Consider the following 13,872-nt stretch of genomic DNA (forward strand, 5'->3'; position numbering starts at 1 on the left):
TCGGGCTGACCGCCGCGGCGATGATCGCTGCCGTGATCTACTCGGCTGCGTCAGGGCCGTCCGCGCGGTCGTCATCGGACTGCTCGCCGTTCCCCTCACCGCGACCTTCTCCCGAGGGCTCGTCGAGACTGGGCTCTCCGGGCACATCCATCTGCGCAGGGGTCTCGGCGTGGGTCTCGGCGTCGTCGGCGGCGGTGGCCTCCTCGCCGGCGTCATCGGCTGGCTGCTGCCCACCGTCGTCCATCGCCGCGGCCATGAGCGAGCCTCCGAGAACGGAGCCGCCGCCGACGGTCGCCAGCATGGTGCGCACGTTGCCGAGCTGGGCGGTGATGGCGTCGCGCTGGGCCGTGACGGCGGCGAGCTCACGCTCCGAGTCGCGACGGATCCGATCAGCCTGGTCACGGGCAGCCGCCAGAAGCTCCTCGGCCTCCGATCGGGCGTGGGCGAGGAGCCCTTCGGACTCCTCGCGGGCCCGCCGCCGATCCGCTTCCGCGTCGGCGACCAGGCTCGCCGAGCGGGCCTGTGCCTCGTCGAGTGTGCGCTGCTGCTCCTCCATGAGGGTCGCGAACTCAGCGCTCGCCTTCTCTCGGCGCTCACCGAGCGTCGCCTCGAAGTCGGCCGCCGCGGCGGAGGCCCGGGCACGTTGGTTCTCGAATAAGGCCTCGGCCTCCTCCCGTCGGGCCGCGGCTTCACGGGCTGCGTCATCGAGGATCGAGTCGGCCTGCTGACGGGCCTTCTCGACGATGCGCACCGCCTCGGTGTCGGCGGCCGACCGAGTCTCCGCGGCATACTCCTCGGCCGCGACGCGAACCTCCTCGGCCTCGCGCTTGGCGCCGTCCCGGAGCAGGAGCGCGTCGCTGTCCGCTGACTCACGCAACGCCGTGGCCTCCTCATCGGCCAGCGACAGCATTGCGCCGATCCGCTCACCGAGGGCCTCGAAGGTCGGGGAGCCCACCTTCTTCGTCTCATCCTCGAGCGCAGCGATCCGGGCCTTGTGGGCCCGGATCTCGTCGCCGAGCCGCTCGTGGGAGGCCTGCAGCTGAGAGACCTCCACGGTCCGGTCGGCTGCCTCGCTCCGGGCCTCCTCCAGAGCCTGGCGCCACTCCTGGATGCGGCGGTCCACCTCGGTGGGGTCGTATCCGCGCAGGACCGTGCGGAAGCCGTTCTCCTGGGTCATCATCGTCCTTCTCGTCCGGGGTCGGTGCTGGTGGTCTGGGTGGGCTGGTGCGGCGTGCCCGCGGGGTCCGGTCCGGCGCCGGCGCCGGCGTTCGGCTGGTCGGCCCCGGACCCCGGGACCGCCAAGGCATCGATGACGCCCGAGAGCGCTCCGAGCTGGGTCGTGATGTCCGACCTCCGGCGCGCGAGGGCGTCGACCTCCGTTCGGGCCCGCTCGAGCATCTCGGCGGCCTCCTGTCGGACGCGGTCCGCGTCGGCGCGCGCTTCGTCCGTGAGCGCGACCAGCTCTGCCCGCTGGTGCCGGTGACGTTCGAGACTCTCCCGATGGAGCCGCTCCAACTCGGCGGTCGTGCTCTCTCGGAGCAGCTCGGCGCCCTCGCGAGCCTCAGCCAGTCGCCGCTCGGCCCGCTCCACGATCTCCGCCGCCTCCTCCCGTGCTGCGGTCAGGGTCCGGCCGGCCTCCTCCTCGGCCCGGCTCACGGTGCGGGCCGCTGCCTGCTCGGCGGATGCGAGGACGGCAGTGGCCAGACCCCGCACGCGATCGCTCTCAGCGGTCGCGTCGCGTACCTGGGTCGTCACCTTGTGCCGCGCGCGGCCGAGGATGTCGGCCAGGGCTCGCCGGCGCGCGCGGACGTGCCTTGTGAGGGCCTGGTGCGCCTGTCTGCGCTCGGACTCCGACTGATGCCGCGCCTGAGCGAGCATCGACTCGGCGGTGGCGTGGCTCCAGTCGAGATGCTCGCGAGCCTCCTGCAGGAGTTTGGCCACGTCCTCGTCCGCCGTGGCCCGCTGAGCCTCGATGTCCTGACGGGCGACCTCCCGGATCCCTGTTGCGTGCTCGCGGGCCTGTTCGACGACCCGCTCGGCCTGGGCCCGCAGCTCGGCGGACTCCTCCTCCGCAGCAGCCCTCATGTGGGCGGCCTCCGCATCAGCGGCCGCGAGCCTGTTCTGGAGACGATCCTCGTGTTCGGCCTCGGACCTGGCCAGTCGGTCGGCCGCATCGCGCACCCACGCCTCGTTGGCGGCGTCTCGCTCGGCTGTCTCAGCGGCCAGACGAGCTCTGCCTTCGGCCAGCTCCGTCTCTGCCTGAGCGCGAATCCGGGCGGCATCCTCGGCGGCCGATGCGGCCCGTGCCCGGGCCTGCTCGAGTGCCTCGGCGAGGGCGATGTCGGCCTGCTCGGTCGCGCGCGTCGTGATCGCCGCAGCCTGGGCAGCCGCCGCCGACAACAGCTCCCGGGCGTCGGACTCGGCGCGTTCGACGACCTCGGTCGCCCGCCGGTGTCTCGGCTCGATCTCGGCACGCATCCGGTCGGCGTCGTCGTGGAGTGCCTGTGCCTCGGACCGGAGTCGTTGCGCAGCCGTCCGGGCCTCGGCCAGGACGCGCTCCGCCTCTGCCCGCGTGGCGTCGGCGTAGGCCTGCGCTCGTTCGAGGATCGAGGCCGTGTGCCGAGCGGTGCCGTCGCTCTGCGGGGTCACGGTCTCGGACATGGCCCCATCGTCGCATGTCCCAGCAGTGGGTCGCACGGCCCGCCGCCCGCCTCGGGACGGCCGGCACGGTGCCGTAGGGTCGACCTCATGGACCGCCGGATCTTCGGGATCGAGACCGAGTACGGCATCACCTGCGTCGCCGACGGGCAGCGGACGTTGACCCCCGACGAGGTCGCCCGCTACCTGTTCCGCAAGGTCGTCTCCTGGGGACGCTCGAGCAACGTCTTCCTGCAGAACGGCTCCCGTCTCTATCTCGACGTCGGCTCGCACCCCGAGTACGCCACGCCGGAGTGCGACGACGTCGCCGAGCTCGTCGTGCACGACAAGGCCGGTGAGCGAATCGTCGGAGACCTGGTTCGTGACGCCCAGGAGCGCCTGGCCCAGGAGGGCCTCTCCGGCACCATCTACGTGTTCAAGAACAACACGGACTCTGCCGGCAACTCCTACGGGTGTCACGAGAACTATCTGCTCGAGCGGACCGGGAGCTTCCAGGACGTCTCCGACACGCTCCTTCCCTTCCTTGTCTCCCGACAGCTGATCTGCGGCGCCGGGAAGGTGGTGGCGACCAGCCGCGGGGCGCGGTATGCGGTGAGCCAGCGGGCGGAGCACATCTGGGAGGGCGTGTCGTCCGCTACGACGAGAAGCCGTCCGATCATCAATACGAGGGACGAGCCGCACGCGGACGCCGAACGGTACCGCCGGCTGCATGTCATCGTCGGCGACTCCAACATGAGCGAGACGACGACGCTGCTCAAGGTCGGCTCCGCCGACCTCGTGCTCCGGATGATCGAGGCCGGAGTGGTGATCCGCGACCTGACGCTCGAGAACCCGATCCGGTCGATCCGCGAGATGAGCTACGACATCACCGGCCGACGCACCGTCCGCCTGGCCAACGGCCGAGAGCTCTCGGCTCTCGACCTGCAGCGCACCTACGTCGACGCCGCGCACTCGTTCGCCGAGCGTGAGGGCCTGCTCGGACATCCCGTGCACGGTCGCGTCCTCGACCTGTGGCGCCGGACCGTCGCGGCCGTAGAGAGCGGTGACTTCACCGCGGTCGAGACCGAGATCGACTGGGTCATCAAGCGGCGACTCCTGCTCCGTTATGCGGAGAAGCACGGCCTGGGCCTGGACGACCCCCGGATCGCCCAGCTCGATTTGGCGTACCACGACATCGACCCGGCACGGGGGCTGTTCTACGCCGCCCAGCGCAGCGGTCTGGCGGCGCGCAGCACAGACGATCCCGCCGTGGCGACCGCCATGACAACGCCACCGCAGACGACCCGGGCCAGGCTGCGGGGAGAGTTCGTGCGTGCGGCGCAGGAGCACCGACGGGACTTCACCGTCGACTGGGTCCACCTCAAGCTCAACGACCAGGCGCAGCGAACCGTCCTGTGCAAGAACCCGTTCACGGCCGTGGACGCGAGAGTCGAGCGTCTCATCGACGGGATGCGAACCGCACCGGGGAACGCACCCTCCGGGACGCCCGTTTAGACTGGAGTCTTTGTCTGGCCGCATCGGCCCGAACACCCACGTCCCCGACCGGAAGATCACCCGTGCCCAAGCCCCGCTCACCCCGCCTCGTGGCCACCGTCCTGGCGGCCGCCATCAGCCTGGCCGCCTGCGGCTCGGACGCGCCCGAGACGGACACCTCGTCCGGTGTCCTCGATGACGTGACCGTCTCGGAGGCGGCCGACGACGAGACCACACCCGAGGTGACCTTCGAGCCGGGCTCGGTGGCCGTGGAGGAGACCGAGTCCCGGGTCGTCACCGAGGGCGATGGCTCCGAGCTGACCGGCTCCGAGCTGATCAGCTTCGACTTCGCCATCTTCTCCGGCGAGACGGCCGAGGAGCTGAGCAGCAGCTACCCGCAGACCCCCGTCGGCCTCGACCTCGCCGACGAGAACGTCCTGCCCGGGCTGACGGCGTCGATCACGGGCCAGAACGTCGGTTCCAGGCTCCTGGTCGCACTCCCGCCGGCCGAGGCGTTCGGCGAGCAGGGCAACCCACAGCTCGGCATCGAGGCAGGGGATACGGTGCTGTTCCTCGTGGACATTCTCGCGGCGGTGACGCCACTGGACGAGGCGACGGGCGCTGCGGTCGAGCCCGTCGACGGTCTCCCGACTGTCGAGGTGACGCCGGGGGAGCCGGCCACGATCACGATCCCTGAGGATTTCAAGGACCCCGACGAGACGGTTGTCCAGCCGCTCATCACCGGGGAGGGCCCCGAGGTGACCGCCGGCCAGACGGTGCGGGTCGCATACACCGGCGTGACCGCGCGCGACGGCAACGTGTTCGACTCGTCGGCGAACGCCGCGACCGGCTACGCCGAGTTCCCGATCGGGGTCGGGTCCGTCATCCAGGGCTGGGACACGGGACTGGTCGGACAGACCGTCGGCAGCAGGGTCCTCCTCGTCATCCCGGCAGAGGAGGGCTACGGCGAGCAGGGGAGCCCTCCGGACATCCAGGGCGGCGACACGCTGGTCTTCGTCGTCGACATCCTCGCCGCCTACTGAGCGGACCGGACCGACCCACCCCGCATCCAAGGAGTGACCGTGAGCCCCCAGCACGACAAGCCCGAGATCGACTTTCCCGGCGAGGAGCCGCCGACCGACCTCGTGGTCGAGGACATCGTCGTCGGCGACGGTGAGGTGGCCGTGGCGGGCAGCACTGTCTGCGCGCACTACGTGGGGGTGGCCCACTCGACCGGGGAGGAGTTCGACGCGTCGTGGAACCGCGGCACACCGCTGGACTTCCGGCTGGGCGTCGGTCAGGTGATCAAGGGGTGGGACCAGGGGATCGTGGGAATGCGGGTCGGTGGTCGACGCCGGCTCGTCATCCCACCGCACCTGGCCTACGGTGACCGCGGTGCCGGCTCGGCCATCGCGCCCGGCGAGACGCTCATCTTCGTCGTCGACCTCGTCGACGTTCGCTAGACGGAGGGTCCGGCCGGCCGCGCGTCGACCTCCGCGGTGAGCCTCGCCGCATGCCGGCCGGCCGCAGCGGCGGACAGGAAGGCGGCCGGGTCCTCGTCGTACCCCCGACCCATCGTCGAGAGGCGCACCGGGCTCGACCGCAGCGTGGCCTCGAGCCCGTCCGTCGCGACCCTCACGACGCGGTGAGGAGCACGAGACTCCGCTGCGAGCCGGTGCGCGGCCTCGATGAGGTCGGGTCGGTCGTCGGGGACGGGCAGGTCTGCGGGTCGCAGCGCGACTGTGCCGTATGCGGTGGTGCTGTGGTGCGAGATGCCGCGGTGCCGGGGTCGCGGGTCCGCATCGGAGACGCGGAGCGCGGCCACCGGCCGCCCGGAGAGGACGGCGACTGCGTTGACCGCCTCTCCCGCGGCGACGCCCGAGTAGCCCCATCGGGTGCCGGTTCCGACGTTGCCCGGTCCCTGGATCACGACCGTGACATCGGCGTCGAGGACGTGGCGAGCAGCGAGGAGGCCGGTGTGCACGGTGACGGCCTCGAGGTCTCCGCCGAACGCCTGTCCGACCGTGACCGATCCGACCAGCCATTCGGCGTCACGGAGCGCTGCGACGGTCCGGGAGAAGGCGAGGGGGAGGGCACCCCCGTCGGTCATCACATAGGCGACACGGAGGCGGGGATCCTCCCGACGGACACCGGCGATGACGGCCGGAAGCGCCGAGTGCAGGTCGGCGACCACGACCGGCATGCCGCCGACGTCGTCGGCTGCGGCGAGGACTGCGTGGTGGACGCTGTCCTGCTCGTCGACCGCGAGAAGCATTTGCTGGAGAGGCGTGTAGCGGGCCTTGACGATGTGTCCGGGGGCGGCCGTATCCGGAGGCAGCGTCTCCCGGGTCACGACGAAGGCGAGGCCCCCGGTGCCGAGACCCCGAAGCAGCGCTCCCACGTTGAGGACGACCCGCTCGCCGATCTCGGGCTCTCCGTGCAGTCCCGTGTAGGCGAGGGCGGTCACCGTCTCGGCGGGCGAACCGGGTCCGCGCAGCTCCTCCACCTCGACGGACAGCTCGATCGCACCGGGCCAGTCGCGCCGTCGGGCGGTCACCCGACCCACGCGCCACTGGACACCTCTGAGGTCGATGTGCGTCGTCACGGCCCCAACCGTAGCCGTCGGGTAGCGTGCCAGGGTGGCACCCGCACCGTCGGCCAAGACCGAGCGTCTGATGAACCTCGTCATGACCCTCTTGTCGACGCGCCGCCCGCTGACGCGTCACGAGCTGAGGCGCACTGTCGAGCAGTACCGCCTCGCGCCGAGCGACGACGCGTTCGAGCGCATGTTCGAGCGCGACAAGGACGAGCTCCGGGCGCTGGGGGTCCCGCTGCAGACCGTCGACGCCGACCCGTTCTTCGGCGACGAGGTGGGCTACCGCATCCGCGCCGACGAGTACGTCCTGCCGGAGATCGAGTTCGAGGCCGACGAGCTGGTCGTCCTCGGACTCGCCGCACGCACCTGGTCGCACGGCACGCTCGGGGGGGCGGCGGCCCAGGCGCTGCGCAAGCTCCAGGCGACCCAGTCCGAGCACCGCCAGAGCGCCGAGGCGTGGGTCGAGCCCCGGCTCGGAACCTCCGAACCGACTTTCCCGGACATCCTGAGGGCCGTCCAGGAGCTCCGCGAGATCCGGTTCGCCTACCGCCGACCCGGTTCCGAGGAAGCGTCCGCCCGACGCGTACAGCCCTGGCATCTGACCTTCGTCCGCGGACACTGGTACCTCACCGGACTCGATCTCGACCGGGACGATCGTCGCGTCTTCCGGTTGAGCCGCATCGTCGGCCAGGTCACCCGGCACGGCACCCCCGGCGCCTACGCCGTGCCGGAGGACTCCCGAGGCACCGAGATCGAGGTGGATCCCGGCCCGGCGGACCCCACGCCCGTCATCGAGCTCGACGTCGAGCGGGGGGCGGGAGCAGGACTGCGAAGGTCGGCCACCGTCCTCGCAGAGGGCACCGACTGGGATCGCGTCGTGGTGGCCGGGATGGACCGCGACCATGCGGTTGCGGAGATCGCGGCCCTACTGGAACAAGCACGGGGAGTCACCCCGCGGGCCGTCCGGGACCGGGTCGTGTCGCATCTCGGCGCCGTTCTCGCGGCTCATCGACGAGCGGACCTGGACCAGTTGCGTGAGGCGGTTGACCGGGTGCTCGCAGACGGGCGGGCCGTGGCTCCACGGCGGCACGGGTCTACGGAACCGGCGACCGAGCGACTGGCGCGCCTGTTGTCCATGGTCCCCTGGCTCGTTCACCGCCAGGGCATCGACATGGCGGAGGCCGCACGTGGTCTTGGAGTGGAAGAGGACCAGCTGCGGGCCGACCTCGACCTGCTCTTCCTCTGCGGCACCGGATCGATGCCGGATGAGCTCATCGAGGTCGACGCCGACGGCGGGCGGATCTTCATCCGCAATGCCGAGACCATCTCCCGCCCGCTTCGCCTCGGGTGGGACGAGGCGGTGACCCTCATCGTGGGTCTGCGCGCCCTGGCGGCCGTCCCCGGACTGCACGACGACGACGCCGTGCAGCGTGCTCTCGCGAAGCTGGAGCGAGCCTCCGGGGACCTCGCGGCCTCTGCCGACCGAGTTCGGGCCAGGCTGGCCGAGGATGTCGACCCCCGGTTGCTCTCGACCCTGCGTGGTGCCCTCTCGGACCGCCGTCGGGTGCGCATCGTGTACGAGTCGGCGGGCACCGACAGCGTCTCCGAGCGGGATGTCGACATCATGCGGGTGGCCAGCGCGGACGGGCGGTGGTACATCGAGGGGTGGTGCCACCGAGCAGTGGCGACGAGGCTCTTCCGGCTGGACCGGATCCGGTCGGCGACGGTCCTCGAGGTCGACGGCACACCGCCCGAGGAGGCCAGCGCACGAGACCTGAACGCGGGAACCTACCTGCCCGCGCCGGACGCCCTCGTCGCGACGGTGCTGCTCAGTCCCTCAGCACGCTGGGTCTCCGACTACTACCCCGTGGAGGAGCAGGCGGTCGTCACCTCCGCGGCGGGGGAGACGTTCGACGCGGTCACCCTCCGAGTCTCCCGGCCCGAGTGGCTCATCCGCCTCGCCGTCCGCCTTGGCGGGGACTGTCTCGTCCTCGCGCCGGAGGCCTTGCGGATGCGGATGCTCGAGCGCGTGATGGCCTCGCGCGACCAGCACGCCGCCACGGCCTGAAGCGCGTCGACCCGCAGCGACCGGGGACCGCGGAATCCCTCACGTAGACTGGACGACGACCGGTGTCATCACGGGCACGAGTCACCATCGAAAGGGCGGATCCTCATGGGTGGTCTTCGCGGCCAAGAGATCCTCATCATCGTCATCCTGCTCATCCTTGTCTTCGGCTGGAAGCGTCTGCCCGACGCCGCTCGCAGCCTGGGCCGTTCGGCCCGCGTGTTCAAGAGCGAGGTCGAGGAGATGAAGAAGGACGGCAAGTCGGACGCCTCCGATGAGACCGTGACCGGTCAGTCGTCCGAGACCCGGCAGTCCCCGCAGGTGGCCCCACCGCCGCCGAACCCGACCCAGCCGGGCCCGGCCCAGTCAGGCTATGGACAGCCGCACTACGAGCAGCCCGCGCAGCCGCAGTACCAGCAGCCTCAGGCGAGCCCGAGTCAACAGCAGCCTCCGGACGACCCCACGCGCCCGGTCGCCTGACCCCGCGGCTCACCCGACGACCGACAGGTGGCCCTGCGACGCACCCCCCGGGATCCCGAGGGGAGGATGACCCTCGCCGAGCACTTCCGCGAGTTCCGGCGACGTCTCGTCGTCTCCGCCATCGCCGTGGCGGTCGCCTCCATCGCGATCGGAGTCCTCTACTTCGAGGAGGTGTACGCACTCCTCTCGGCTCCCTTCAACGCCTACAAGGACGCCAACCCCGACTCGCTCATCACCTTGAACCTCGGCGAGGCCACCTCTCCGCTGAGTCTGACCATCAGCCTGTCGTTGTTCGCAGGGATCATCGTGTCGAGCCCGGTGTGGCTCTACCAGATCTGGGCCTTCATCGTGCCGGGGCTGACCCGCAAGGAGAAGCGCCTGTCGCTGGCGTTCATCGGGGCCGTCGTTCCGCTGTTCCTGGCCGGGGTCTTCGTCGCCTACTCCGTCCTGCCCACCGCCTTGATGGTGCTGTACGGATTCACCCCCGAGGGAACCTCGAACATCCAGGACAACGCGAAGTATTTCGCCTTCGTCACCCGGTTCCTCCTGGTCTTCGGCATCGCCTTCCTCCTGCCGGTGTTCATGGTGGCGCTCAACCTGCTCGGGCTGCTCGCTTCGGACTTCGTCTTCAAGCACTGGCGCGTCGCGACGCTGCTGATCATGGTCTTCTCAGCCGTGGCTACCCCGACAGGCGATGCCTTCACGATGCTGCTCCTCGGTGGTCCCCTGCTCCTGCTCTACCTCGCGGCCGGCGGCGTCATGCGACTGATCGAGGCCCGACGGGCGAAGAACCGGCCCGAGTGGGCCACCGATCTCGCTGACGACCAGGCCTCGGCGCTCTGACGTGTTCCGGAGCTTCGGCCGCGTCGGACTCGTGGTCAACCCCACCGCCGGGGGACGACGCGCAGCGCAGATCGGCCACGAGGTCGCACGGGGACTTCGGGAGCGCGAGATCCCCTACGTCGACCTGAGCGGGCCGACCGGGTCGGCGGCGGTGGAGCAGGCTCGGGCGGCCGTCCTGGCGGGCGCGGTCGACCGGCTCGTCGTGGTGGGCGGGGACGGAATGGTCAACCTGGCCGTGCACGCTCTCGCGGGGTCGGGGGTCCCGTTGGTCATCGTGCCGGCCGGCACGGGCAACGACACCGCGATGGCACTCGGCGTCCCGGTCGGTGACCCGGGAGCCGCTCTCGACCTGATGTTGACGGGGGCGACGCATACCGTCGATGCCGCTCGGGTGCGCGGCTCACGTGGTGAGGAGCGCTGGTTCGTCGGTGTGCTGGCCGCCGGGTTCGACGCGGTCGTCAACGAGCGCGCGAACATGATGACGTGGCCCCGGGGCAGGGCCAAGTACACCATCGCCGCCCTGCGTGAGCTCCCCGTGTTCCGTCCCATCCCGTTCCAGGTCGTGATCGACGGGGTGCTCCACGACCAGCGGGCCATGCTCGTCGCGGTCGCGAACACGACGTCCTACGGGGGCGGGATGAAGGTTGTGCCGACGGCGGTCCTCGACGACGGCGAACTCGACGTCCTGCTGCTCGGCGAGGTCTCGACGGCCACCTTCCTGAGAGTCTTCCCCCGGGTCTTCTCCGGGCGGCACGTGGACCACCCGGCCGTCCGCATCATCCGAGGCAGCCGGATCGAGCTCCGGGCGACCGGCATCGTCGCCTACGCCGACGGCGAGCGCCTCGGGCCATTGCCGCGGACCGTCGAGGTTGTTCCGGCGGCCATGCGCATCGTGGGAGCACGGATGCGTCCGGGACCTCCTGAGCGGTGATCCGCTCCGGGGCCGCGCCCCGTCCGGTCACGTAGGCTGGCCGTCATGAGCAGCCCGGCGCAGCGGTACGCCGCCTCACGGGCCCGGGCCCGCCACCCGCACCTGGAGGAGTTCCGCGGGGGACTGGAGTTCCCGCTGGACGAGTTCCAGAGCGAGGCCTGCGCCCACGTCGAGGACGGCAAGGGTGTGCTCGTGGCCGCGCCCACCGGCGCCGGCAAGACGGTCGTCGGGGAGTTCGCCGTGCACCTCGCCCTCGCGACGGGTCGCAAGGCGTTCTACACGACGCCGATCAAGGCACTGTCCAACCAGAAGTACCACGATCTCGTGCACCGCCACGGGGCCGACCGCGTCGGGCTGCTGACCGGGGACTCCTCGATCAACGGCGAGGCCCCGGTCGTCGTCATGACGACCGAGGTGCTGCGCAACATGATGTATGCGGCGTCGAGCACGCTGGACGGGCTCGGCTTCGTCGTCATGGACGAGGTGCACTACCTGGCCGACCGGTTCCGCGGCGCGGTGTGGGAAGAGGTCATCATCCACCTGCCGCAGGCCGTCCAGGTCGTCTCGCTCTCGGCGACCGTGAGCAACGCGGAGGAGTTCGGCGCCTGGCTCGCGGAGGTCCGCGGTGAGCACGAGATCGTCGTGTCGGAGCATCGGCCGGTGCCGCTGTGGCAACACCTGATCGTCGGGGAGCGGCTGCTCGACCTCTTCGACGGTGAACGGGTCCACCCGGAGGTCATCACCGCGATCCGCAACGCCGAGCACAAGGGGGCGTGGGTCGAGCAGGCCTCGACGGGCCCCGGCTCGCGCGGTGGACGGGGGCAGGGTCGGGCGCGCCGGGACGGCGGGCCACGCCGCTCGGGGCCGCGGCCGGAGGGTCGCGCGCGCGGCGGCGCGCCGAGCCGGGTCGAGGTGATCCGACGCCTCGAGCGTGACGGGCTCCTGCCGGCCATCACCTTCGTCTTCAGCCGGGTCGGCTGCGACGCGGCCGTGGGCCAGCTCCTCGCCTCCGGCGTGCGCCTCGTGCCCGAGGGGCAGGGGGAGCGGATCAGGAGGCGGGTCGAGGAGAAGATGGCCGCTCTGGCCGACGAGGACCTGTCCGTCCTGGGCTACTGGGACTTCGTCGAGGGACTCACCCGAGGTTTCGCGGCCCACCACGCCGGCATGCTGCCGCTCTTCCGGGAGATCGTCGAAGAGCTGTTCACCTCCGCCGACATCCGCGCGGTGTTCGCCACCGAGACCCTCGCGCTCGGCATCAACATGCCGGCCCGGACGGTCGTCATCGAGAAGCTCACCAAGTTCAACGGGGAGACCCACGCCGAGCTGACCCCTGCCGAGTACACCCAGCTCACCGGGAGGGCCGGGCGTCGCGGCATCGACGTCGAGGGACATGCGGTCGTGCTGTGGCACCGGGGCATGGACCCGCTCGTCGTGGCCGGGCTCGCCTCGACCCGCACCTATCCGCTGCGGTCCAGCTTCCGGCCGACATACAACATGGCGGTCAACCTCGTCGCGACAGTCGGTCGCGAGACGGCGGCGGAGATCCTCGAGACCTCCTTCGCCCAGTTCCAGGCCGACCGCGCGGTGGTCGGGCTGGCGGGCACGGTGCGCCGGAACGCCGAGGCCCTCGATGCCTACGCCGAGGCGATGCAGTGCCACCTCGGCGACTTCGCCGAGTACGCCTCGATCCGGCACCGGATCTCGCAGGCGCAGAAGGAAGGCAGCAAGGCGCGCGCGGCGGCCCTGCGCGCCGCCGCGGAGGTGAGTCTGACCGAGCTGCGCATCGGCGACGTCTTCCGGATCCCCACGGGTCGGCGGGCGGGATGGGCCGTCGTGGTCACCCCGGCCCGCACCTACCGCGGCCAGACCGAGCTGCCGACGGTGCTGACCGAGGAGCGTCAGATCCGACGCCTGACCCTGGTCGACGTGCCCCGCCCGGTCGAGGCGGTCGCCCGGATCAAGGTGCCCTCTCGCTTCAATCCCAAGAACCCCAAGGCACGCCGCGATCTCGCGACGTCGCTGCGCATCGCCGTGCCGCACGAAGCGCCGGTCCGGGAGCGGGCCGCGGATGCCGCCGGAGGAGAGGACCGACGCATCGCCGAGTTGCGGGAGCGTCTGCGTGCGCACCCGTGTCATCAGTGCCCCGACCGGGAGGAGCACGCGCGGTGGGCCGAGCGGTGGTGGCGGCTCAAGCGGGAGACGACTGCGGTACAACGCAAGGTGGACAGCCGGACCACCTCGGTGGCCAAGACGTTCGAGCGGATCTGCGACGTCCTGTCCGACCTGGGCTACCTCGATGCCGGCGGGTCGTCGACCACCGAGCTCGGGGAGCGTCTGCGGCGTCTGTACACCGAGCGTGACCTCCTCGCGGCCGAGTGCCTGCGCCTGGGCATCTGGGCGCGTCTCGACCCGCCGTCTCTCGCGGCCGCGGTGAGCGCTCTGATCCACGAGCCGCGTCATGACGACGCGGACCCGTCGCCGCGCATGCCGTCGGACGAGGTCGCGGACGCGATCCGCGACATGGCGGTCCTGTGGTCGCAGATCACGGATCGCGAGGCGGATGCGGCACTCCCGCAGACCGGGGCGCCGGACGGCGGGATGGCGTGGATGGTCCACCGCTGGGCGAGCGGCCAATCCCTTGACCTCGTGCTCCGCGGTGGTGAGATGGCCGCGGGAGACTTCGTGCGACGCTGCAAGCAGCTCGTCGACCTACTCGGCCAGGTCGCCGACGCGGCGCCGACCCCGCAGCTGCGGGGCGCGGCTCGCCGCGCGGTCGACGCGGTCCTCAGAGGGGTCGTGGCCGCCGACCGGCTCGACTGAGCCCGC

General features: G+C 71.2%; 11 protein-coding genes. 8 read left to right on the forward strand and 3 right to left on the reverse strand.

Annotated features, from left to right (window positions below; all coding sequences use genetic code 11):
* Positions 1 to 37: 37 nt before the first annotated feature.
* A complete protein-coding gene (locus GA707_RS15065; protein WP_152179268.1) occupies positions 38 to 1,180 on the reverse strand; it encodes a hypothetical protein in 1,143 nt (380 codons plus the stop codon).
* A complete protein-coding gene (locus tag GA707_RS15070; protein WP_152179269.1) occupies positions 1,177 to 2,661 on the reverse strand; it encodes a hypothetical protein in 1,485 nt (494 codons plus the stop codon). Before GA707_RS15070 ends, GA707_RS15065 begins: the two co-directional genes overlap by 4 nt.
* A gap of 87 nt (positions 2,662 to 2,748) precedes the next feature.
* On the opposite strand from GA707_RS15070, the gene pafA reads away from it, so the two are divergent.
* The 3 genes from pafA (at position 2,749) to GA707_RS15085 (ending at position 5,594) form a co-directional block, all read left to right on the forward strand.
* Positions 2,749 to 4,152 (forward strand): Pup--protein ligase, encoded by a 1,404-nt coding sequence (pafA, locus tag GA707_RS15075; RefSeq protein WP_152179270.1) that lies wholly within the window; start codon positions 2,749 to 2,751, stop codon positions 4,150 to 4,152.
* A gap of 62 nt (positions 4,153 to 4,214) precedes the next feature.
* Positions 4,215 to 5,174 carry an FKBP-type peptidyl-prolyl cis-trans isomerase gene (locus tag GA707_RS15080; protein WP_152179271.1) on the forward strand — a complete coding sequence of 320 codons (960 nt, stop codon included), beginning with the start codon at positions 4,215 to 4,217 and terminating at the stop codon, positions 5,172 to 5,174.
* A 39-nt stretch (positions 5,175 to 5,213) separates the two neighbouring features.
* Positions 5,214 to 5,594 carry an FKBP-type peptidyl-prolyl cis-trans isomerase gene (locus tag GA707_RS15085; protein ID WP_152179272.1) on the forward strand — a complete coding sequence of 127 codons (381 nt, stop codon included), beginning with the start codon at positions 5,214 to 5,216 and terminating at the stop codon, positions 5,592 to 5,594.
* On the opposite strand, the gene GA707_RS15090 is transcribed toward GA707_RS15085, so the two are convergent.
* Positions 5,591 to 6,736 carry a DUF3866 family protein gene (locus GA707_RS15090; protein WP_370460049.1) on the reverse strand — a complete coding sequence of 382 codons (1,146 nt, stop codon included), beginning with the start codon at positions 6,734 to 6,736 and terminating at the stop codon, positions 5,591 to 5,593. The two genes, GA707_RS15085 and GA707_RS15090, sit on opposite strands and share 4 nt — an antisense overlap.
* Before the next feature lie 34 nt (positions 6,737 to 6,770).
* Here GA707_RS15090 and GA707_RS15095 point away from each other — a divergent pair, with 34 nt between their 5' ends.
* The 5 genes from GA707_RS15095 (at position 6,771) to GA707_RS15115 (ending at position 13,866) form a co-directional block, all read left to right on the forward strand.
* Positions 6,771 to 8,795, forward strand: a complete 2,025-nt coding sequence (locus GA707_RS15095) for a YafY family protein (RefSeq protein ID WP_152179274.1) — start codon at positions 6,771 to 6,773, stop codon at positions 8,793 to 8,795.
* A gap of 105 nt (positions 8,796 to 8,900) precedes the next feature.
* Complete coding sequence (tatA, locus tag GA707_RS15100; RefSeq protein WP_152179275.1) at positions 8,901 to 9,272, forward strand: Sec-independent protein translocase subunit TatA; 372 nt, start codon at positions 8,901 to 8,903, stop codon at positions 9,270 to 9,272.
* A gap of 27 nt (positions 9,273 to 9,299) precedes the next feature.
* The gene (tatC, locus tag GA707_RS15105) at positions 9,300 to 10,115 is read left to right on the forward strand and encodes a twin-arginine translocase subunit TatC (protein ID WP_226963835.1); all 816 of its coding nucleotides are present in this window, start codon (positions 9,300 to 9,302) and stop codon (positions 10,113 to 10,115) included.
* A 1-nt stretch (position 10,116) separates the two neighbouring features.
* Positions 10,117 to 11,046 carry a YegS/Rv2252/BmrU family lipid kinase gene (locus GA707_RS15110; protein ID WP_152179276.1) on the forward strand — a complete coding sequence of 310 codons (930 nt, stop codon included), beginning with the start codon at positions 10,117 to 10,119 and terminating at the stop codon, positions 11,044 to 11,046.
* A gap of 45 nt (positions 11,047 to 11,091) precedes the next feature.
* Positions 11,092 to 13,866 (forward strand): RNA helicase, encoded by a 2,775-nt coding sequence (locus GA707_RS15115; protein WP_152179277.1) that lies wholly within the window; start codon positions 11,092 to 11,094, stop codon positions 13,864 to 13,866.
* Positions 13,867 to 13,872: the final 6 nt, after the last annotated feature.

Origin of the sequence: Nostocoides sp. F2B08 (assembly GCF_009184895.1) — a bacterium.
GTDB lineage: Bacteria > Actinomycetota > Actinomycetes > Actinomycetales > Dermatophilaceae > F2B08.

What these genes read in the sequence shown, in the direction of transcription:
- GA707_RS15065 (WP_152179268.1), bottom strand. Translation starts at nt 1,180, where the DNA reads ATGATGACCCAGGAGAACGGCTTCCGCACGGTCCTGCGCGGATACGAC.
- GA707_RS15070 (WP_152179269.1), bottom strand. Translation starts at nt 2,661, where the DNA reads ATGTCCGAGACCGTGACCCCGCAGAGCGACGGCACCGCTCGGCACACG.
- pafA (WP_152179270.1), top strand. Translation starts at nt 2,749, where the DNA reads ATGGACCGCCGGATCTTCGGGATCGAGACCGAGTACGGCATCACCTGC.
- tatA (WP_152179275.1), top strand. Translation starts at nt 8,901, where the DNA reads ATGGGTGGTCTTCGCGGCCAAGAGATCCTCATCATCGTCATCCTGCTC.
- GA707_RS15115 (WP_152179277.1), top strand. Translation starts at nt 11,092, where the DNA reads ATGAGCAGCCCGGCGCAGCGGTACGCCGCCTCACGGGCCCGGGCCCGC.